Genomic DNA, 19,108 nt, shown 5'->3' on the forward strand with positions numbered 1-19,108 from the left:
TCAAGCCGCTCGAATGATGTTGTGTTACTGTATGACGCGGGGTTTGTGGTTAACCACCTTTAGACGTTTAGAGGTCTGAAATGTATCAATAAGGGCTCGCATTCTACGGCAATCCACCCTCAATCGCCAATCCTTGTCTAAGCTACGTATATGTATTAGATACTGTTCGGCAAAAAAAAGTCACCTTTGCCGGGTTAAAAGTGACCTGACGCAATATTTGTCTTTTCTCGCTTAATGATAATGTTGTCACAAAAAGAGAGGGTGGCTACATGGATAAATTGCTTGAACGTTTTTTGCAGTACGTTTCTCTGGACACGCAATCGAAACCTGGCGTGCGTCAGGTGCCGAGTACAGAAGGGCAGTGGAAGCTGTTGCACCTGCTTAAAGAGCAGTTGGAAACGATGGGGCTGGTCAACGTTACCTTAAGCGAAAAAGGAACGGTGATGGGCACGCTGCCGGCTAACGTGAGCGGCGATATTCCGGCGATTGGTTTTATTTCCCATGTTGATACCGCGCCTGATTTCAGCGGTAAAAACGTCAACCCGCAAATTGTTGAGAACTACCGTGGTGGTGATATCGCGCTGGGTATTGGCGACGAAGTCCTGTCGCCGGTGATGTTTCCGGTGCTGCATCAACTGCTGGGGCAAACGCTTATCACCACCGATGGCAAAACATTGCTGGGTGCCGATGATAAAGCCGGTATTGCCGAAATCATGACCGCGCTGGCGGTGTTGAAAGAGAAAAATATTGCTCACGGCGATATCCGCGTGGCCTTCACGCCGGATGAAGAAGTGGGCAAGGGCGCTAAACACTTCGACGTCGAAGCGTTTAACGCGCAGTGGGCTTATACCGTAGACGGTGGTGGCGTCGGCGAGCTGGAGTTTGAGAACTTCAATGCGGCTTCCGTGACCATTAAGATTGTCGGGAATAACGTCCATCCGGGGACCGCGAAAGGCGTGATGGTCAATGCGCTGTCGCTGGCCGCGCGGATCCATGCTGAAGTGCCTGCCGATGAAAGCCCGGAGAAAACCGAAGGCTACGAAGGCTTCTATCACCTGACCAGCATCAAGGGGTCGGTCGATCGCGCTGAGATGCACTACATTGTGCGTGACTTTGACCGCAAAGAGTTTGAAGCCCGCAAACGCAAAATGATGGAGATTGCCAAGAAGGTTGGCAAAGGACTTCACCCGGACTGTTATATCGAGCTGATTATTGAAGACAGCTATTACAACATGCGCGAAAAGGTGGCCGATCATCCTTATATTCTGGATATCGCCCAGCAGGCGATGCGGGATTGTGGCATTGAGCCTGATATGAAGCCTATTCGCGGCGGCACGGACGGCGCACAGCTGTCATTCATGGGATTGCCGTGTCCGAACATTTTCACCGGCGGCTATAACTACCACGGTAAGCACGAGTTTGTGACCTTGGAAGGGATGGAGAACGCAGTGAAGGTGATTGTGCGTATTGCCGAACTGACGGCGAAACGCGGGCAGTAAAAGTGACCCGGCCACGTCGAGCCGGGTCGATTTGTAGGCCGGATAAGCAATGCGCTATCCGGCCTATTTTTTATTCTGCGAAGAACCAATATCCGCTGTTTACCAGCGCTGCCAGCATCGCCAAGAAGGACGGATCGTCCAGCGCCTCGCCAAAATGGGCGCTTTCCAGCATGATGCTGCCAGCCATGGCGTCCAACGCCTGACGATGCGGAGAATCAATCTTTTCGCCGTTAACAAAGAAGTCATCGCCGATACGAATCATCCGCAGGCCGCCTAAACGTTGCAGCATATCGCCTTGTTGCAGAGCGTCATACACTTCATCGGGCTGATACGGTGGCTCCGGTGGCGCAATATCCAACTCATGACGCGACTGGCTGATAAACTCCCCCAGCCACTGCTGGAAATGTTCTGGCTGATCGATAAGGCTCAGCATCATACCGCGAAGGCGCTCGACCTCTTCTGGCAATAAATCAGCCGGATGATCGCGTGACGGGACGTCCGGGTCACTGTAGTGCACATTGCCCAGGTCGCGCTGTAAAACATAGTCGGCAAAGCCGCTGATTAATTCTCGGCTGTTCGGCGAACGGAAACCGACGGAATAATTGAGCGAGTTCTCCAGCGCATAGCCTTCATGCGGGAATCCTGGCGGAATATAGAGAATGTCGCCGGGTTCCATCTCTTCATCAATGATGGCTTCAAACGGCGCAACCTGGAGGAGATCCGGATGCGGGCAGTGCTGCTTGAGCGCGGTTTTCTCACCTACGCGCCAGCGGCGACGGCCGGTACCCTGAATAATAAACACATCGTACTGATCGAGATGCGGACCTACGCCGCCACCCGGCACCGAGAAAGAGATCATCAGATCGTCAAGACGCCAGTCGGGGAGGCTGCGGAATGGGCGCATCAGCGCGCTGGAGGGTTCGTGCCAGTGATCAACGGCTTGGACCAGCAGCGACCAGTTACTTTCGCCCAAATGGTCGTAGCTTTCGAACGGCCCGTGTTTGACCTGCCATTCGCCGTCAAGGTGGCTGACTAAGCGGCTATCGACTTCGTTTTCCATCGCCAGACCTGCCAGCTCATCCGGTGAAATGGGGTCAATAAAATTGGCGAAGCCGCGTTTAAGCACCACCGGACGTTTTTGCCAGTAGCGCGCCATAAAATCAGGCCAGTTTAGCGTTAAGTGATATTCCATATTGATATTTCCGCAGCAGATGTATGTCCGGATTATACATCGTATTCACAAAACTACTCTGCTACGGAAACATTATTTACCCTTCGTGACTCTCAATATCCTGGTGACCGAAAATGACTTCCATTTTTGCCCCGCCGAGCAGGCTATCGCGGGTAATGATTTGCCCATCATACTGCTCAACGATCTCGCGGGCGACGGAAAGGCCAACTCCCTGACCTGGACGCAGCGTATCAGCGCGCTGGCCGCGGTCAAAGACGATATTGCGCTTGCTTTGCGGAATCCCCGGGCCGTCATCCTCAACGATAATATGCAGGTAGTCATCGGTTAGCCGCGCGGAAACCTCGACAAACTCAAGACAGTATTTGCAGGCGTTATCGAGCAGATTGCCCATCACTTCCATAAAGTCATTTTTCTCGCCAACGAAAGTGATCTCAGGCGAGATATCGAGCGTAATATTCACGCCCTTGCGCTGATAGACTTTATTCAGCGCGGAGGTCAGGCTGTCTAAAAGCGGAGCCACCGGATGCAGTTCACGACTTAGCAGCGTGTTGTCGGTACGCATACTGGCCCGATGGAGATAGTAGCCAATCTGCTGCGAAATCCGACTAATTTGCTCCAGCATCACCGGCTCAGCCTCGCTGACCGTCATCTTCTCACTGCGAAGGGATCGCAACGAACTCTGTAGCACCGCCAGCGGTGTTTTCAGACTGTGGGTCAAGTCGGTGAGGGTATTGCGGTATTTGTCGTAACGTTCGCGCTCGCTACTCAACAGGCGGTTTAGGTTTCGCACCAGGCTTGTGAGCTCGCGAGTGGTCTCAGGATTGAGATTCTCACGATGGTGATCTTCCAATTCGCGGATTTCTCGTGACAACGCGGCAATCGGGCGCAGGCTCCAGTGCGCGGCAATCCACAGTAGAGGGATAACCAACAGCAGGTTAGCGGCCAGCACGTATGAGAACCAGCTCCAGACCATATAGGAGCGTTTAAGCTCAATAGGAATGGTATCGATGACCACAATCACCAAGGCTGGCATGATATTGGTCGCCGGATAGCTGTTCACCGCGACCGAGTGGGTTAGCTCGGCATCATCGTCGTCTTGGCTTATCTCCGTTAGCTCTTTTTGCATTTCATGATCGTTGCGCAGGAGCGAACTGGTGGCGTTGACGTCGGCCTCAATCTCATAGAAACCGTTGCCTTTTAACCACTCAGGCTGGATACGGCTGACCAGCCAAGGGAGATTTTTTTGCTGCCATAACAGCTTGCCCTGGGTGTCATAAATGAGCGCGATCGTCGGGCTTTGCCGGTTGAGGTTATCCGGAATATCGACGGTGAGGGCGTTGTTCTCCCATTTCGCGAGGGTATAGAACAGATTGCTTTCACCGCGCAGCAGACGGAAGGTGGTTTTGTCGAAACTGACGCTGTAGCCAACCAGCGCCACCATTCCGTAAGACAACGACAGCACGATAACCACCGCGGCTGTTGCCAGTAGGAAACGCATGCGCAGTGAAAGCGGCAGGATATGCCGACGGAGATTTTTCATTCGCGCAGTTCGAATAGATACCCCTGTCCGCGCACGGTGATGATGACATCATGGGGATATTGGGTTTGAATTTTTTTACGCAGGCGCCCCATCAGCACGTCGATGGTATGACTTTCACGCAGCTCGGCATCCGGGTACAGCTGGAGCATTAAAGCATCTTTGCTCACCACTTTGCCGTTATTGCGGATCAGCGTTTCCATAATGGTGTATTCGAAAGCGGTGAGTTTAATCACCTCATCATTAATAGAGAGTTCGCGGCGTGAGAGATCAACTTGGAAAGGTGGCAGGGAAATAACCTGCGAAGCATGACCGCTGTTACGACGCATCAGGGCCTGCATACGTGCGGAGACTTCTTCAATATGGAACGGCTTGGTGACGTAGTCATCGGCACCGGCGCTTAAGACTTCCACCTTATCCTGCCAGCTTTCTCGTGCCGTCAGCACTAAGATTGGCAGCGAAATATCGTGGCTGCGCCAGCGACGAATGAGCGACAGACCATCTTCATCCGGCAGGCCCAAATCAACAATCGCAATATCCGGGATATGCTCGCCTAAGTAATAATCCGCTTCCTTCGCATCTTCTGCGGCATCCACCTGATGGCCCATTTCCTGCAGCTGTACTTTCAGGTGGTGACGTAACAGAGCGTTGTCCTCAACGACGAGTACGCGCATGCTGTTTCTCCATAAAATTAATGACATGAATATTTTAACGCTGATTATGGCTTTATGGGGATAAACATTAACTAAATTGATAGGAAAGTTCCCTCCTTCAGGCGAAGGAGGGAGAAGGGCAGGTTACTTCAGTTCGTCGACCATGGTCGTTGCACGGCCAATATAGTTGGCTGGCGTCATCGCTTTGAGGCGAGTTTTCTCTTCTTCTGGCAGTGCCAGACCGTCGATAAACTGCTTCATGCCTTCGGCGTCAACGCGCTTGCCGCGGGTCAACTCTTTAAGCTTCTCATACGGCTTCTCGATACCGTAGCGACGCATCACGGTCTGAATCGGCTCGGCCAACACTTCCCAGTTATGGTCTAACTCGTCCAGCAGGCGATCGCGGTTTACTTCCAGCTTGCTCACACCTTTTAAGGTGGACTGATAGGCAATCAGCGCGTAGCCGATACCCACGCCGAGGTTACGCAGCACGGTGGAGTCGGTCAGGTCACGCTGCCAGCGGGACACCGGCAGTTTGCTCGCTAGGTGTTGCAGCATGGCGTTGGACAGACCCAGGTTGCCTTCGGAGTTTTCGAAGTCGATTGGGTTGACCTTGTGCGGCATGGTGGAAGAACCAATTTCACCGGCGATGGTTTTTTGCTTGAAGTGGTTCAGCGCCACGTAGCCCCAGACATCGCGATCGAAGTCGATAAGAATGGTGTTGAAACGCGCAATGCAGTCAAACAGCTCGGCGATATAGTCGTGCGGCTCAATCTGCGTGGTGTACGGGTTCCACTGAATGCCCAGAGAGGTCACGAATTCTTCGCTGAACTGGTGCCAGTCAACTTCCGGATAGGCGACGATGTGGGCGTTATAGTTGCCCACCGCGCCGTTGATTTTGCCAAGAATTTCTACTTGGCCCAGTTGACGGAACTGGCGCTCCATACGGTAAGCGACGTTCGCCATCTCTTTACCTATGGTAGACGGCGTTGCTGGCTGACCGTGGGTACGGGAGAGCAGTGGAATATCGCGGTACTGGACGGCCAGATCTTTAATGGCGTCGATAACTTTGCGCCAGTACGGCAGCACCACGTCTTCACGGGCGGCTTTGAGCATCAGCGCGTGGGACAGGTTGTTGATGTCCTCAGAGGTGCAGGCGAAGTGGATAAACTCAGACACCGCGTGCAGTTCAGGCACGGACGCGACTTTTTCTTTCAGGAAATACTCAACGGCCTTCACATCGTGGTTGGTGGTGCGCTCGATAGTTTTAATGCGCGCCGCGTCTTCTTCATTGAAGTTTGTCACGATGCTATCAAGGTAACCGTTTGCGTCAGCAGCAAAAGCAGGAACTTCCTTGACGGCTGCGTGTGCGGCCAGCTTCTGCAGCCAGCGTACTTCGACTTGTACACGGAATTTCAGCAAACCGTATTCGCTGAAAATGCCGCGCAGCGCGCTGACTTTATCGCCGTAGCGTCCATCGACAGGGGAAACGGCGGTCAGTGAGGATAATTCCATAGATCATAACTCCGGGGTTAAATGAGCAAGAATTTGTTTTGCCTGAGTGGTCAGGCGATTACGAGAAAACATCAGCTGCAGACGACCGCCACCGACCTGGTGCCATAGCACCGCGGCGCGGATACCGGCCAATAACGAGGCGCGAACTTTCGCCTGCACCTGCGGGCTTTGCAGCACGGCAGGAGAACCGGTCACCTGAATGCGTGGACCGAGCGGGCTTATCACATCGACATAAATGCCCGCCATGGCGCTTAACAGCGTTTCTGACTGCAGGTCGAAATGGTCAAGCTGACGTTGTAAACCATTAATACGATTACCGAGCGTATCCATTGCCCCTTTCGCAGCATCAAGCTTACGCTCGAGCACCATCAGGCTCAGGGTATAGCGGGTGAGTTCCGCATTCAGCCCCTGGCGACTGCTGGCATTGAGCACGCCGAGTAAAGTTTCAAGACCAAGACGAAGATTAGCTTCACTGCCACCGAAAACGCCCAGTGCGGAATCCGGGTTGAGATCGATAACGCTGTTTAGCGAAACGTGTAGCGCATCGCCGTCACAGTGGCCCTGATGGGCCAGTTGCTGCACCAGACGGGCCGACTGGCAAATGCCCGCCAGCGCCAGGGTGATGTCATAATAATTCTTCGCCACGCTCACTCCTTGTTGGCGCCTGTCAGAGGCCGCAGCTTCCGACAGGCTACGTTAAACCTTCACCACGGTGAAGGTCACGTTGCTAATTATGGTTATGCTACCGGCAGCGGCAGGCGCTGCTCAATGACGCCGCCGCCGAGGCAAATTTCACCGCGATAGAACACGGCGGATTGACCTGGGGTTACGGCGGCAACAGGTTCATCAAAACGAACCTCAATACGTTCGGCATCCAGCGCGGTGACCGTGCATGGGATATCCGTCTGACGATAGCGGGTTTTGACGGTGCAGCGGAAGGTGCCGGTGACCGGCACGCGGTCAACCCAGTGCAGCTGCTGGGCAATCAGCCCAACCGACATAAGACGCGGGTGATCGTGACCCTGAGCGACAACCAGAATGTTGTTCTCAACGTCTTTATCCACTACGTACCACGGATCTTCGCTACCTTCTTTGGTTCCGCCGATACCCAGACCTTTACGCTGGCCCAGAGTGTGGTACATCAGGCCTTGATGGGTGCCGATCTCTTCATCATCGATGGTCATAATTTTACCCGGTTGGGCTGGCAGGTAGCGGCCGAGGAACTCGCGGAATTTGCGTTCGCCGATAAAACAGATACCGGTCGAGTCTTTTTTCTTCGCGGTGATGAGATCCAGCTCTTCGGCGATTTTACGCACCTGCGGCTTTTCCAGCTCGCCGACCGGGAACAGGCTTTGGGCAACCTGATCGTGTCCTAAGGTATAAAGGAAGTAACTTTGGTCTTTATTACCATCAAGGCCGCGCAGCAGTTGGCTTTTGCCGTCTACATCGGCGCGGCGTACGTAGTGACCGGTGGCGATGTAGTCCGCGCCCAAGTCTTCGGCAGCAAATTCGAGGAAGGCTTTAAATTTAATTTCTTTATTACACAGGATATCCGGGTTTGGCGTACGGCCAGCTTTGTACTCTTCGAGGAAGAGTTCAAATACGTTATCCCAGTATTCGGCCGCAAAATTTACCGTGTGCAGCTCAATGCCGAGCTTATCGCACACCGCTTGCGCATCGGCAAGGTCAGCGGCAGCCGTACAGTATTCCTCGCCGTCGTCTTCCTCCCAGTTCTTCATGAACAGGCCTTCTACCTTATAGCCCTGTTGCAGCAACAGGTAGGCGGAAACGGAGGAATCTACACCGCCGGACATGCCGACGATTACTTTTTTCTGGCTTTCTGACATTGGAATACTCACGACATTGGACTTCAAGGCGGCATATTCTATCACGCAGCCTTTTACTTGACACCCTCTGTAAACGGCCAGTTAAATTCACCCAGCAATGACAGCGGGTAGCGGGCCTCTTGCTGATAGCAACGGATGCTCTCGGCAACCAGCGCCGAGCGCAGATTGCCGGCCTGTAAGATCTCTTCAGCGCTCACCCACAGGCAGCGGTCTATATCGCTATCATGCGGCTCGGTAGCGCACATTTCGTTTAGCTCAATGACGAATAAAAAGCGCAAGAACGGCGTTTTGTCCGGGGCAATCCACTGATGCATTCGGATAAAATGCTGTGGCGTGGCCCGAATGCCGGTTTCTTCCCACAGCTCGCGTTCCGCGGCCTGCACGAGCGTTTCATCCGCCTCTAAATGGCCTGCTGGCTGGTTCCAAAGCGCTTTGCCATTGATGGTTTCTTCAACGACCAAAAATTTGCCTTTGGCGTGAACTACGCAGGCGACGGTGACGTGTGGTTTGAACATGCGGCATCCTTATCTGGTGAGTAGACGATAAGGATATAAAGAAGGAGAGGGAGAAATCAAACCCGCGTTGGAGAACTCCAGCTTTGCTGGACAATCACGCCGCTGCTGTTGCTGAGAGTCACGGTAATTTGCGCCCACTCACCCTGTGGAATTTCAAGACGCATATTGGCGAGCGCCTGGGGCTGCTGTCCTTTAAGTTTGACGCTACCGCTTTGGCTACTGTTGCTGGTGCCGGACTGTCCCTGATGGACAACATTAATGGTGAGCTGGCAGTCGCAGTCGGCGGCGAGCGTGGCCATAGGGGTGATAACCAGCGAGTCGGCCTGCGGCTGGGCTTCAAACCACAGTTGATTGCTGAGCGCGGCAGCGATGAGAAGAATATGCATGCGGGGCCTCGTTTAGAATGCAAATCAGCCGGATGAAAAGTCATCCGGCTGAACGGTCAGATTAGTGCTGGATAACCGTTGAACTGTTGCCGGAACCGCCGCCTTGCTGAACGTAAGCAAGGTTGTTATTTCGGGTTTGATCAACATAGCTGCTGTTGTAGGAGCCGCTTTGTGCAATCACCACCATCGAGCCTTCCGCATTCTGATTCACGGTCGAGCTGTTGCGGTAATCAACTTGGGTCACATCAACAGAACTGTTTTTGCCTTTCTGATCGATATAGGAACTGTTGTAGCTGCCACCATTTTGCGACACGTTAATGGCGTTGCTTGTCCCACCCTGAATCGCAGTAGAGGAGTGCCCTGTGCCCAGTTGGCCTACGCCAATTGAGTTACCGGAGCCAGATTGCGCGGCGTAAGACTGGTTACCCGTGCCTTGTTGGTTAATGACCACTGCGCTTTGCGAGGTTGACTGGTTAACGGTTGATTTGTTCCAGTCCCCTTGCTGGTGGACATCGACAGTGGATTTGGTCGCAGAGTTCTGCGCGGCGTAAGAACTGTTATTGTTGCCTGATTGGTAGATATGGACCACGCCATCCCATTTTCCGCTGACCGGAAGCACCGGGCTGGTTGGGGCGTTGAAGTTTGCATGAGGAATGCTCACGCCGGTCGAGGGGGTTGGATTGGGATTAGGATTGGAGCCCGGACCGTACCCTGCCATCGCCGTACCGGACGCTAACACTGTAGACAAAATAACAATATTCCACTTTTTCATGTGATACCCCATAGGTTTAGAGATTGGTCAGTCAGTTAAAACGCTAATTTTGGGTAATACGAATTGCCATTCCTGCCGAGTTTTGCACAACAGCCGCACCGCGGTTTGTGCCCGTTTGATTAATCTGCGTGAGATTGCCCTTGCCTCTACTGACAATTTCTGCAGAGTTCTCAAAACCAGTTTGATTTATATCCGATTGGTTACCCGTACCCACCTGTACTAATGTGGCGGAGTTATTCATCCCCGTTTGGTTAACCGTGGCATTATTGCCATTACCGTACTGGGCTATATCTGCGCGATTATTAAAGCCATTTTGACTTAATGCCGCGTAGTTTTGCCCACCAACTTGGGATATTGAGCCGTAAATATGGTTACCGGACTGATTAATGGACGCAGTATTACCATTGCCCTGTTGACCAGTAATTGCAATCATATCGTAGCTTTGATTTAATTTATTGAGACCTGAGAATTCAGAGCCCGCTAAATCACCTCCCGCAGTTGCAAAACACGAGAATCCCAACATTGATAATATTAAAAAACATCTTTTCATAGTCGCACCTAGATTTAACCGACGGTTAAAGTCAGGAGTTAAATCAGCCAAGCTATAACCAATTAACAGCTATGGCATGAATCTGATTTATGGATTGAGTATGTCTGAGAGGCATAAAGGTGTTTTTCACCTGGATGTTGTATTTTAAAATCGCCTCTCAACATAAAGTATGAAAATAAGGGGTGAGAGGCGAGATGGTGCGCCCCATGTACGGGATTTTTGTTAGGCGGCTATGTAAATACCCTTTTTTTGTATTAATTAGTTTACACGTGAGCGAAAGCATCCATTTCATGGGGCTTGTGGTGGAATAAAAAATTTACAGACGCCATTAAGATGGCTTGGGATTGACATACTCTGATAAGAATCAGCAGTAAATACGCCATTCATATCTAAATCAATAAAAACTGTTTCTGGTTAATTCTTCATAAAAAACAGAGAGTAATAAAAAGTACGCTGAAATATACTGATACTTTCATGTTACATTTTGAAACATAAATGCCCCTTGCGATAAAAATGGCAATGTCTAGATTGAACAGTATTGCAGCACTTAGGAATCAAGCGCACTAATCGTGCCTTCATACCTTTATTGTCATACTTATTAATCAGCAACTACACAGGACCGCGACTCTTTCTTGGTATTTTTCGTGTCCATCAGAAAGAGTCGCGTTCCGAGCAGCAAACGGGATGGAGTCTTATAATGCCGAAAGAAATAGAAGCGGGGAATAGTGACATTCTGTTGTTAATAACCAGACCGTCATTGCAGGCGACAGCGCTGGTACATCAGCTCAAAACATCTTTAGCAATAAATGTAAAAATACAAAATATCCAAAAAATGCTGGAACACGTTAATGCAGAACGTATTTTGGTGCTTTTTGACTTAAGTGAATCAGATAAAAAAAGAACGATGTTGTGGCAAAGCGAGCTGAGGCGCCTGCGTGATAAGGTCAAGGTTTTATTGATCAATATGCCGGAAGACTATCAGTTTCATGAAGTAGAAAGCTGGCCTGGGATCAGCGCAGTATTTTACCTATCCGTTGATCAACATAGTTTAATTGAAGGTATCCGCAACGTACGGATTGGTGGTTGCCATTTTCCACACGATCTTACCAGTTATCTCATTAATCAGTCCGGTAGCTATCGTTATCATGACGATACCAGTGGCCTGACGCAAAGAGAAAAAGACATTCTCAATAAGCTCCGAATGGGAGCATCAAATATTGAAATAGCTCGCTTGCTATTTATTAGCGAAAATACAGTGAAAACACATTTATATAATTTATTCCGTAAGATTTCTGTAAAAAACAGGACCCAAGCTGTTACTTGGGCAAATGACAACCTTAGACGATAATTATGAAATATCCGAAGATAGTAATAGCATCATTTATGATGCTGCTGGCTTCGAATGCCAGTTATTCAGCGGAAATAGAAGTACCAGGGTTAGTGACGGATAATACGATCACTCGCGTTGGCCATGATTTCTATCGGGCGTTTACCGATCACTGGGAGGAAGAATATCCTGGTTCAATTACGATTAATGAACGACCCAGTGCCCGGTGGGGCAGTTGGATAACAATCAAAATTGACCAAGATTTATTGTTCCAAACGTTCTTATTCCCCAGTAAAAATGACTTTAATAAACAAGTTAATATCGCACTGGCCTCGGTCTATGAGGAGTTACAAAAGCGTGCAATTAACAAAGCGTTATTAAATACCGGCGACTTAACCAGCGATGAGTTCTAGGAGTGTACGATGAAAGTGCTTTCTTTGATTCTTGGCATTGGTTTTCTATCTACCACAGCCCAAGCTGGAAATATGACTTTCCAGTTCGTTAACCCTAATTTTGGCGGCAATCCGAATAACGGTGCATTTCTGCTTTCGGAAGCAAATGCGCAAAACTCATATAAAGATCCCGATGCTTACGACTGGGGGAGTGGCGCAACGCCCACCTCAGCGCTCGACAACTTTACATCGGCTATTCAATCACAATTGCTCGGAAGCTTAATGGGCAACATTTCCACCGGTAAACCGGGACGTCTGGTGACCAAAGATTTTATTGTTGATATCACCAATACCGATGGACAGTTGATGATGAATATTCTCGACCGCGCCACAGGGAAATCGTCCACCATTCAGGTCAGTGGCCTGAGCAGCATTTCAACAAATTAATCAGTGGCGAGAAACGGACATGAAAAATATAACCGGCATAGTGGCCATTTTTGTTAGCCTGTTTATGCTCACGGGCTGCATTACCTCTCCCCCTCAACAGGCAGCCAAACCGACGCTTTTGCCTCGGTCGCAGAGCTATCAGGACTTAACTCACCTCCCTGCGCCGAAAGGAAAATTGTTCGTTTCGGTTTATAACATCCAGGATGAGACCGGGCAGTTTAAACCCTATCCGGCCAGTAACTTCTCAACGTCAGTTCCGCAAAGCGCCACGGCAATGCTGGTATCAGCCTTAAAAGATTCAAACTGGTTTACTCCGCTGGAGCGCCAGGGGCTGCAAAACTTGTTAAATGAACGAAAAATTATTCGCGCAGCTCAGGAAAATGGCACGGTTTCAGATAACAACCGCGGGCAGCTTCCTTCTCTGGTGGCCGCCAATATTCTTATCGAAGGGTCGATTATTGGCTATGAAAGCAACGTGAAATCCGGTGGGGCAGGCGCGCGCTACTTTGGCATTGGCGCCAGCACGGAATATCAGCTCGATCAAATAGCGGTAAACCTACGTGTGGTTAACGTCAGCACCGGTGAGGTTTTGTCCTCGGTTAACACCAGTAAAACGATTCTGTCCTACGAGTTCCAGGCTGGGGTATTCCGCTATATTGACTATCAACGTTTACTGGAAGGCGAAGTTGGCTACACGGTGAACGAGCCGGTGATGCTCTGTTTGATGTCGGCTATCGAAACCGGGGTGATTTATCTGGTGAATGATGGACTCAGCCGTAACCTGTGGCAGCTGCAGAATCCATCGGATGCGAACTCACCGATATTGGAGAAATATAAGAGCCTTATTGTTCCGGACATCTCGTAATCGATGAGGTAAATAAACGCGGAGAGGCAATCTCCGCGTTTATTTATGCATCACGCCATTCACCGTTTTTCAGATTGTCCAGCGTATAGTCGCCCATCGCGTAGCGAATCAAACGCAGGGTGGGGTAGCCAACGTGCGCAGTCATGCGGCGGACTTGGCGATTGCGACCTTCGTACAGCGTCACCTTAAGCCAAGCCGTTGGAATAGATTTGCGCTCGCGAATGGGCGGATTACGCGGCCAAAGCCATTCCGGTTCCGCCACGCGTTCAATACCGGCGGGCAGCGTGGGACCATCATTAAGCGTTATACCGTTACGCAGCGCATCCATCGCCTCTGCGCTGGGTTCTCCTTCAACCTGCACGTAGTATATTTTCCCGGTGCGTTTGCCCGGTTGCGTGAGCTTTGCCTGCAACACGCCATCATTGGTTAACACCAACAGGCCTTCGCTATCCCGATCAAGTCGCCCTGCGGCGTATACATTCTGCACGGGAATAAAATCTTTTAGCGTGCTGCGACCGGCTTCATCGGTAAATTGCGGCAAAACATCATAGGGTTTATTAAACAAGATAACGCGTTTTGGTTGGTTATCTTTGCGTTGTTTGGTTGCTTGTCGTGAGCTGAATCGCTCAAGCTGGTTTTTTCTAAATGAAGTCTTAATCATAGTATTTTCAGGCTTTATAGATTCGCGCATTATAGCCTAATAACGAGAGTCTTTCATGGCGCCAAACAATCAGGTAGTATTGACAGGCTTATTACAAAACATTAACAAAAATGCTCTAACTCTTTGTGTTGCAGGAAGACGGTAAGACAGTGCATCTCCAGACTCGATGGAGTGGGCGTAGTAGCGGCAAGAACCTGTGGCGTAAAGGATGACGAGCACACCAGTAGCGCTCGAAGGAGAGGTGAATGGAAAGCAAAGTAGTTGTTCCGGCGGAAGGTCAAAAAATCACCCTGAAAGACGGCAAGCTGAACGTGCCGCACAATCCGATTATCCCATTCATTGAAGGCGACGGCATCGGTATTGATGTCACCCCACCGATGATCAAAGTTGTGAATGCCGCTGTTGAGAAAGCCTACAAAGGCGAGCGTAAAATTTCTTGGATGGAAATTTACACCGGGGAAAAATCCACTCAAGTATACGGCCAAGACGTCTGGCTGCCAGCAGAAACGCTGGATCTCATTCGCGACTACCGCGTTGCAATCAAAGGTCCTCTGACTACGCCAGTTGGCGGCGGTATTCGTTCTTTGAACGTTGCGCTGCGTCAGGAGCTGGATCTGTACGTTTGTCTGCGTCCAGTTCGTTACTACCAAGGCACCCCAAGCCCGGTGAAACACCCTGAACTGACCGACATGGTTATTTTCCGTGAAAACTCAGAAGACATCTACGCAGGTATCGAATGGAAAGCTGACTCCGCTGACGCTGAGAAAGTGATTAAATTCCTGCGTGAAGAGATGGGCGTGAAGAAAATTCGCTTCCCTGAACATTGCGGTATCGGCATTAAGCCGTGCTCCGAAGAAGGGACTAAACGTCTGGTTCGTGCGGCGATTGAATATGCGATCACCAACGACCGTGACTCTCTGACTCTGGTTCACAAAGGCAACATCATGAAGTTCACCGAAGGCGCGTTCAAAGACTGGGGTTACCAGTTAGCGCGTGAAGAGTTCGGTGGCGAGCTGATCGATGGCGGCCCGTGGCTGAAAATTAAGAACCCGAACACCGGTAAAGATATCATCGTTAAAGATGTGATCGCCGATGCGTTCCTGCAGCAGATCCTGCTGCGTCCGGCTGAATATGACGTTATCGCCTGTATGAACCTGAACGGCGACTACATCTCTGACGCCTTGGCAGCACAGGTTGGTGGTATTGGTATCGCCCCTGGCGCGAACATCGGTGACGAATGCGCACTGTTCGAAGCGACTCACGGTACTGCGCCGAAGTATGCTGGTCAGGACAAAGTGAACCCAGGCTCTATCATTCTGTCCGCAGAGATGATGCTGCGTCATATGGAATGGTTCGAAGCGGCAGACCTGATTGTTAAAGGTATGGAAGGCGCTATCGAAGCTAAGACCGTAACCTATGACTTCGAACGTCTGATGGAAGGCGCTAAACTGCTGAAATGTTCAGAGTTTGGTGACGCGATTATCGCGAACATGTAATCCAGATATTGGGTTAACAATAAACGGGAGCCGGTTGGTTCCCGTTTTTTATTATTAGAATTCGAATAGTTACTAAAATAGATTATTGAAAGACTGCAAGATGGCCGATAGAAACTATGCTTTCGTTATACATGTAAAAATATTATATATTGGCGTGGTATTAGTTGGTCTTAATGTGTTAAGAAGTTGGATGGCATGCATAAGCTGCTTGAAGCTAGACTTTAGGAACGGTTGAAAATGAAGGATTTTTTAGTAAGCGTGAAGATTTATGCTCAGGACTAAATTTCACTTACGCACTCTTATGTTGATGCTGTCCGTCGGCGGAATTCTGTTTACCTCTATGCTTCTGCTGAGTGCATTGACCCTCTTTCAGAAGGGAAATATTGAAGATCGTTTACTTGATAACAATCTTGCTTATGCCCGCAAATTGGCCGATACCACGGACCGATACCTTGTTACTGCGCAACGAGAACTTGCTTACAGCGCTGAACAAATAAAAAACCTGAATAATATTGAGCAGTTGAAGAGTGAAGCCGAGCGACTCCGCTTGCAATCTGGATTTTTTAACTCAGTGGTTATCGTTAACTCTGATGCCATTATAGCTGCCGCCTCCCCTGAGAGTCTCAATCTTGTTGGCTTAAAACTGCATTCTAAGGCAAGCGTTCAGGCCATCGAAGCGAAAAAAAGTTACATATCAGAACCGTTTGTTTCAGCGGCGGGAAATTATGTTGTCTTTATTTCACAGCCACTCTTTAGCTCTTCTGGGAATTATATCGGATATATCGGTGGGACTATCTACCTTCAGAAAGAAAGTATGCTTAGCGATATTCTAAGTATGCATTTTTATGAGAAGGGAACAGATGTTAGTGTCATCAATGATAACGGTAAGATTATTTTTAATAGTGACCCTAAGCTTATTGGTACTAACCTAAAATCAGTTCCTGACTATTATGCAGAAATTCTCAAAAAGCAGAGTGGGCATTTCTTTGGCGACAGTAAGAGTGGTGGTAGCCTTATCGGATATGCAAGCCTGCAGCAGGCCGATTGGAAAATCATCATTTCAGGGGCATCTGAAGGCGTTTCTAGGATTTTACTAGAAACGGTGGTTAATGCGTTTTGGTTTACCCTCGCGATTATTGTGTTAACGATTACCGCCGTTACCGTTTTCGCGACCAGAATTTCAACGCCGCTGGAAAAACTGGCAGAATGCACTCGTGCGGAAGACGGTGAGTCAACCATCAAGAAACTATCCAATATCAAGGTCTGGTATAAAGAAGCCGAACGTCTTAAGGATGCGCTCAGTTTGCACTTGCAGATTATGGCACGGCGGGTGAGCGTTCTGAGTGATGAAGCGATGAAAGACCCGCTTACCAAGTTGTATAACCGTAAAGGGTTCAGTTCGTCGCTGAAACAGTATCGTCAATCTGATGAGCATTGCGTCATAGCCATTGACATTGATCATTTTAAAAAAATAAATGACAAATATGGTCATGATGGCGGTGATGCGGTGCTTGTTGCATTCAGTGATAAGTTACGTGAGCTTTGCTTGAGTGGGCATGTTATTTGCCGGTTTGGTGGTGAAGAGTTCGTTGTTTTATTGCCTTATACCGATATGTCGGATGCCAGCACTTTAGCTGAACATATTAGAGAAGGTATTGAACATGCGCATTTCCCCTATGCCGATAAGGTTACAATCTCCTTAGGCGTTGCTGGGTTTAGCGATAATGAAAATGATGTGTATGCTGTCTTGCGTAAAGCTGATCTGGCGCTGTACGAGGCGAAACGATCCGGTAGGAATAAAGTCATTATTAGCGCACCTCAAGAAACAACAGTCAGCTAGATAATGTCAGAGAGTCGACGCGTTGCCGATAACGCTCGATTCTGACGCGGATCGGCAATTATTGAGGGGCGGCCTCACGAAAGTCGTAGGGCCGTAGCAATAATAACGTCGATTTTGATAGCTTGCTCACAGCTATCACCCTAAACTAATGAGGTAAACACAAGGAGATTACAATGTTAGAAGGGTACTTCGATCTCGACGGCGCCACCGGTGCCGATGCTGCTGAAAATCGCAAACGTCTGCTGGCCGTGCAGGCTGCTTTGGAAATCTCTAAAGCGTCCGTTTCTGCCTCTACTGCAAACTCGGGGATCCGCTCCCAGATGGACCTGCGCAACGTTTCTCAGGAAGTTGCCGCACTGGCTGATGCCATCCAGGATGCGTTGGAAATCAGCGAGTAAATCCTCTTGCCGCCTACGGGCGGCATTCACTTTTTTAGCGCTTCTCTAGTCTAGGTAACGGTGCAGGGGAGGAGTCTGAGCCGGTTTAACGATAGTACTGGGTTACAAAAAGTGGGAAATCTAACACCCAAGAAATGATGCTGATTTAGGACAATGAGTTAAAAGTACTTACGATCATATTAGTTTGAATAGTAAGCGAAAAGGACCTAACTCTTTAATATGTCCCCATAAGCTATGTAAGTTAACAATCCCTGCTTGAGCCAGAATCGCCAATGTTATTATGAGCGTTGATGCTGTAATGATTAACATTAAGCGACTGATGTTTTTCTGCGTCCTCGATTGTTGCTTCTCTTTTTTCGCTTCTGACTGCCAAGACAGAATAGTGGCAATGGCTTGTCCCTGGACGTAATATCGATCATCCCGATATTTAACATCACCAGTAATAATAAATGATTGCAAGAGTAAAAGTGTTTTCCTTCTAAAATCCTCGTTTTTTATGTGGTTGTGCCAAAGGTTACCATAAATCATGTTAATGATTTCATCACATGTGACACCAGTGTGAGTCTTATCTGGTGATTGTTGAACATATTCATTAATTAGCATGTGCAATAAATTAACTCGATCTAAACCTATCATCTCATCATTGTTATGAAATTTTGATGATATTCCGTTCTTGGCTCTGGATACACTGTTTTTGATATAGGCAATTCGAGTGAAATGGTTTAATGAAAAATTCAATATGGAATCAAATCTTAAAGGCCCATTTTTTACCCAATGCACTATTTGGACATTCATCATTTCAAGATCGGCGATGGAAAATGATTCTGTCGCGGAATAGGATTTTATCTCTTTGTTCCACTTTTCGAGGATAACATTGTTCCCAATCCTGTCAGAAAGTATGTACTTCTCCTGTTTTGCATCAGAAAAGTAAACACCATAATAGTTGTATGGCTCATTGCTGGCTTTGCTCTTTGATATGAAAGAGGGCAAAAAGTAAGCCCACAATTTGTTTTTTATTTTTGAAGAAAATGATTCAAAAAACATGAGCACCTCCTTTATTTGTTTTGGGGTAGCACATCATGATGATTTAGTGGGGAGGTGCTAAGTTTAAATTAACCAACCAAAAAATAATGTTGGCACGCGAACGAAAAAAGGCTGCTGTTAAGTCATAGTGTACGTTTTATAGAACGTATGGGATTGATTAGTGCACGTAATA

At 49.0% G+C, this 19,108-nt stretch carries 20 protein-coding genes; 8 read left to right on the forward strand and 12 right to left on the reverse strand.

Annotated features, from left to right (window positions below):
- The first annotated feature begins 269 nt into the window (after nt 1-269).
- Complete coding sequence (gene pepT / locus AB4K05_RS06845) at nt 270-1,499, forward strand: peptidase T (protein ID WP_368479243.1); 1,230 nt, start codon at nt 270-272, stop codon at nt 1,497-1,499.
- 70 nt (nt 1,500-1,569) lie between these two features.
- Here the strand turns inward: pepT and AB4K05_RS06850 are convergent, their stop codons facing one another.
- From AB4K05_RS06850 to AB4K05_RS06895, 10 genes are all read right to left on the reverse strand, one after another.
- On the reverse strand, nt 1,570-2,691 hold the full coding sequence (locus AB4K05_RS06850) for a cupin domain-containing protein (protein WP_368479244.1): 1,122 nt from the start codon (nt 2,689-2,691) through the stop codon (nt 1,570-1,572).
- A 76-nt stretch (nt 2,692-2,767) separates the two neighbouring features.
- Nucleotides 2,768-4,231 carry a two-component system sensor histidine kinase PhoQ gene (gene phoQ, locus AB4K05_RS06855; protein ID WP_368479245.1) on the reverse strand — a complete coding sequence of 488 codons (1,464 nt, stop codon included), beginning with the start codon at nt 4,229-4,231 and terminating at the stop codon, nt 2,768-2,770.
- Nucleotides 4,228-4,902 carry a two-component system response regulator PhoP gene (gene phoP, locus AB4K05_RS06860; protein WP_052281760.1) on the reverse strand — a complete coding sequence of 225 codons (675 nt, stop codon included), beginning with the start codon at nt 4,900-4,902 and terminating at the stop codon, nt 4,228-4,230. The genes phoQ and phoP overlap by 4 nt, the downstream gene beginning before the upstream one ends.
- 123 nt (nt 4,903-5,025) lie before the next feature.
- Entirely contained in the window at nt 5,026-6,396 is a 1,371-nt protein-coding gene (purB, locus tag AB4K05_RS06865) for an adenylosuccinate lyase (RefSeq protein WP_368479246.1), read from the reverse strand.
- Between the two features lie 3 nt (nt 6,397-6,399).
- A complete protein-coding gene (hflD, locus tag AB4K05_RS06870; protein ID WP_368479247.1) occupies nt 6,400-7,041 on the reverse strand; it encodes a high frequency lysogenization protein HflD in 642 nt (213 codons plus the stop codon).
- 92 nt (nt 7,042-7,133) lie between these two features.
- Nucleotides 7,134-8,243 (reverse strand): tRNA 2-thiouridine(34) synthase MnmA, encoded by a 1,110-nt coding sequence (gene mnmA, locus AB4K05_RS06875; protein WP_368479248.1) that lies wholly within the window; start codon nt 8,241-8,243, stop codon nt 7,134-7,136.
- Nucleotides 8,244-8,296: 53 nt separating this feature from the next.
- On the reverse strand, nt 8,297-8,758 hold the full coding sequence (locus tag AB4K05_RS06880) for an NUDIX domain-containing protein (RefSeq protein WP_368479249.1): 462 nt from the start codon (nt 8,756-8,758) through the stop codon (nt 8,297-8,299).
- A 56-nt stretch (nt 8,759-8,814) separates the two neighbouring features.
- Nucleotides 8,815-9,144 carry a curli assembly chaperone CsgC gene (csgC, locus tag AB4K05_RS06885; protein WP_368479250.1) on the reverse strand — a complete coding sequence of 110 codons (330 nt, stop codon included), beginning with the start codon at nt 9,142-9,144 and terminating at the stop codon, nt 8,815-8,817.
- Nucleotides 9,145-9,205: 61 nt separating this feature from the next.
- Nucleotides 9,206-9,916, reverse strand: coding sequence for a hypothetical protein (locus AB4K05_RS06890; RefSeq protein WP_368479251.1), 711 nt, complete (start codon nt 9,914-9,916; stop codon nt 9,206-9,208).
- Between the two features lie 43 nt (nt 9,917-9,959).
- Entirely contained in the window at nt 9,960-10,517 is a 558-nt protein-coding gene (locus AB4K05_RS06895; RefSeq protein ID WP_368479252.1) for a curlin, read from the reverse strand.
- 646 nt (nt 10,518-11,163) lie between these two features.
- Between AB4K05_RS06895 and csgD the strand changes: the two genes are divergently transcribed.
- From csgD to csgG, 4 genes are read left to right on the forward strand one after another with little or no spacing between them, the layout of a single operon-like run.
- Nucleotides 11,164-11,814 carry a biofilm master transcriptional regulator CsgD gene (csgD, locus tag AB4K05_RS06900; RefSeq protein WP_368479253.1) on the forward strand — a complete coding sequence of 217 codons (651 nt, stop codon included), beginning with the start codon at nt 11,164-11,166 and terminating at the stop codon, nt 11,812-11,814.
- Entirely contained in the window at nt 11,814-12,206 is a 393-nt protein-coding gene (gene csgE, locus AB4K05_RS06905) for a curli production assembly/transport protein CsgE (RefSeq protein WP_368479713.1), read from the forward strand. The genes csgD and csgE overlap by 1 nt, the downstream gene beginning before the upstream one ends.
- 9 nt (nt 12,207-12,215) lie before the next feature.
- Nucleotides 12,216-12,632 carry a curli production assembly/transport protein CsgF gene (csgF, locus tag AB4K05_RS06910; protein WP_368479254.1) on the forward strand — a complete coding sequence of 139 codons (417 nt, stop codon included), beginning with the start codon at nt 12,216-12,218 and terminating at the stop codon, nt 12,630-12,632.
- Between the two features lie 19 nt (nt 12,633-12,651).
- Complete coding sequence (gene csgG / locus AB4K05_RS06915) at nt 12,652-13,497, forward strand: curli production assembly/transport protein CsgG (RefSeq protein ID WP_368479255.1); 846 nt, start codon at nt 12,652-12,654, stop codon at nt 13,495-13,497.
- 43 nt (nt 13,498-13,540) lie between these two features.
- Here csgG and rluE read toward each other — a convergent pair whose 3' ends face one another.
- Nucleotides 13,541-14,188: a 23S rRNA pseudouridine(2457) synthase RluE gene (rluE, locus tag AB4K05_RS06920; protein ID WP_368479256.1), complete on the reverse strand. Its 648-nt coding sequence runs from the start codon at nt 14,186-14,188 to the stop codon at nt 13,541-13,543.
- Between the two features lie 215 nt (nt 14,189-14,403).
- Between rluE and icd the strand changes: the two genes are divergently transcribed.
- From icd to AB4K05_RS06935, 3 genes are all read left to right on the forward strand, one after another.
- Complete coding sequence (gene icd, locus AB4K05_RS06925) at nt 14,404-15,654, forward strand: NADP-dependent isocitrate dehydrogenase (RefSeq protein WP_368479257.1); 1,251 nt, start codon at nt 14,404-14,406, stop codon at nt 15,652-15,654.
- Between the two features lie 301 nt (nt 15,655-15,955).
- On the forward strand, nt 15,956-17,494 hold the full coding sequence (locus AB4K05_RS06930; protein ID WP_368479258.1) for a diguanylate cyclase: 1,539 nt from the start codon (nt 15,956-15,958) through the stop codon (nt 17,492-17,494).
- Between the two features lie 173 nt (nt 17,495-17,667).
- A complete protein-coding gene (locus AB4K05_RS06935) occupies nt 17,668-17,892 on the forward strand; it encodes a hypothetical protein (RefSeq protein WP_368479259.1) in 225 nt (74 codons plus the stop codon).
- A gap of 174 nt (nt 17,893-18,066) precedes the next feature.
- Here the strand turns inward: AB4K05_RS06935 and AB4K05_RS06940 are convergent, their stop codons facing one another.
- A complete protein-coding gene (locus tag AB4K05_RS06940) occupies nt 18,067-18,936 on the reverse strand; it encodes a hypothetical protein (RefSeq protein WP_368479260.1) in 870 nt (289 codons plus the stop codon).
- Nucleotides 18,937-19,108: the final 172 nt, after the last annotated feature.

Origin of the sequence: Kluyvera sp. STS39-E, assembly GCF_040932435.1 — a bacterium.
Classification (GTDB): Bacteria; Pseudomonadota; Gammaproteobacteria; order Enterobacterales; family Enterobacteriaceae; genus Kluyvera.

Bases quoted from the DNA above. Each gene is read 5' to 3' on its own strand.
- pepT (WP_368479243.1), top strand. From the start codon at position 270: ATGGATAAATTGCTTGAACGTTTTTTGCAGTACGTTTCTCTGGACACG.
- AB4K05_RS06850 (WP_368479244.1), bottom strand. From the start codon at position 2,691: ATGGAATATCACTTAACGCTAAACTGGCCTGATTTTATGGCGCGCTAC.
- phoQ (WP_368479245.1), bottom strand. From the start codon at position 4,231: ATGAAAAATCTCCGTCGGCATATCCTGCCGCTTTCACTGCGCATGCGT.
- phoP (WP_052281760.1), bottom strand. From the start codon at position 4,902: ATGCGCGTACTCGTCGTTGAGGACAACGCTCTGTTACGTCACCACCTG.
- purB (WP_368479246.1), bottom strand. From the start codon at position 6,396: ATGGAATTATCCTCACTGACCGCCGTTTCCCCTGTCGATGGACGCTAC.
- mnmA (WP_368479248.1), bottom strand. From the start codon at position 8,243: ATGTCAGAAAGCCAGAAAAAAGTAATCGTCGGCATGTCCGGCGGTGTA.
- AB4K05_RS06880 (WP_368479249.1), bottom strand. From the start codon at position 8,758: ATGTTCAAACCACACGTCACCGTCGCCTGCGTAGTTCACGCCAAAGGC.
- csgC (WP_368479250.1), bottom strand. From the start codon at position 9,144: ATGCATATTCTTCTCATCGCTGCCGCGCTCAGCAATCAACTGTGGTTT.
- AB4K05_RS06890 (WP_368479251.1), bottom strand. From the start codon at position 9,916: ATGAAAAAGTGGAATATTGTTATTTTGTCTACAGTGTTAGCGTCCGGT.
- csgD (WP_368479253.1), top strand. From the start codon at position 11,164: ATGCCGAAAGAAATAGAAGCGGGGAATAGTGACATTCTGTTGTTAATA.
- csgF (WP_368479254.1), top strand. From the start codon at position 12,216: ATGAAAGTGCTTTCTTTGATTCTTGGCATTGGTTTTCTATCTACCACA.
- csgG (WP_368479255.1), top strand. From the start codon at position 12,652: ATGAAAAATATAACCGGCATAGTGGCCATTTTTGTTAGCCTGTTTATG.
- rluE (WP_368479256.1), bottom strand. From the start codon at position 14,188: ATGCGCGAATCTATAAAGCCTGAAAATACTATGATTAAGACTTCATTT.
- icd (WP_368479257.1), top strand. From the start codon at position 14,404: ATGGAAAGCAAAGTAGTTGTTCCGGCGGAAGGTCAAAAAATCACCCTG.
- AB4K05_RS06930 (WP_368479258.1), top strand. From the start codon at position 15,956: ATGTTGATGCTGTCCGTCGGCGGAATTCTGTTTACCTCTATGCTTCTG.
- AB4K05_RS06935 (WP_368479259.1), top strand. From the start codon at position 17,668: ATGTTAGAAGGGTACTTCGATCTCGACGGCGCCACCGGTGCCGATGCT.
- AB4K05_RS06940 (WP_368479260.1), bottom strand. From the start codon at position 18,936: ATGTTTTTTGAATCATTTTCTTCAAAAATAAAAAACAAATTGTGGGCT.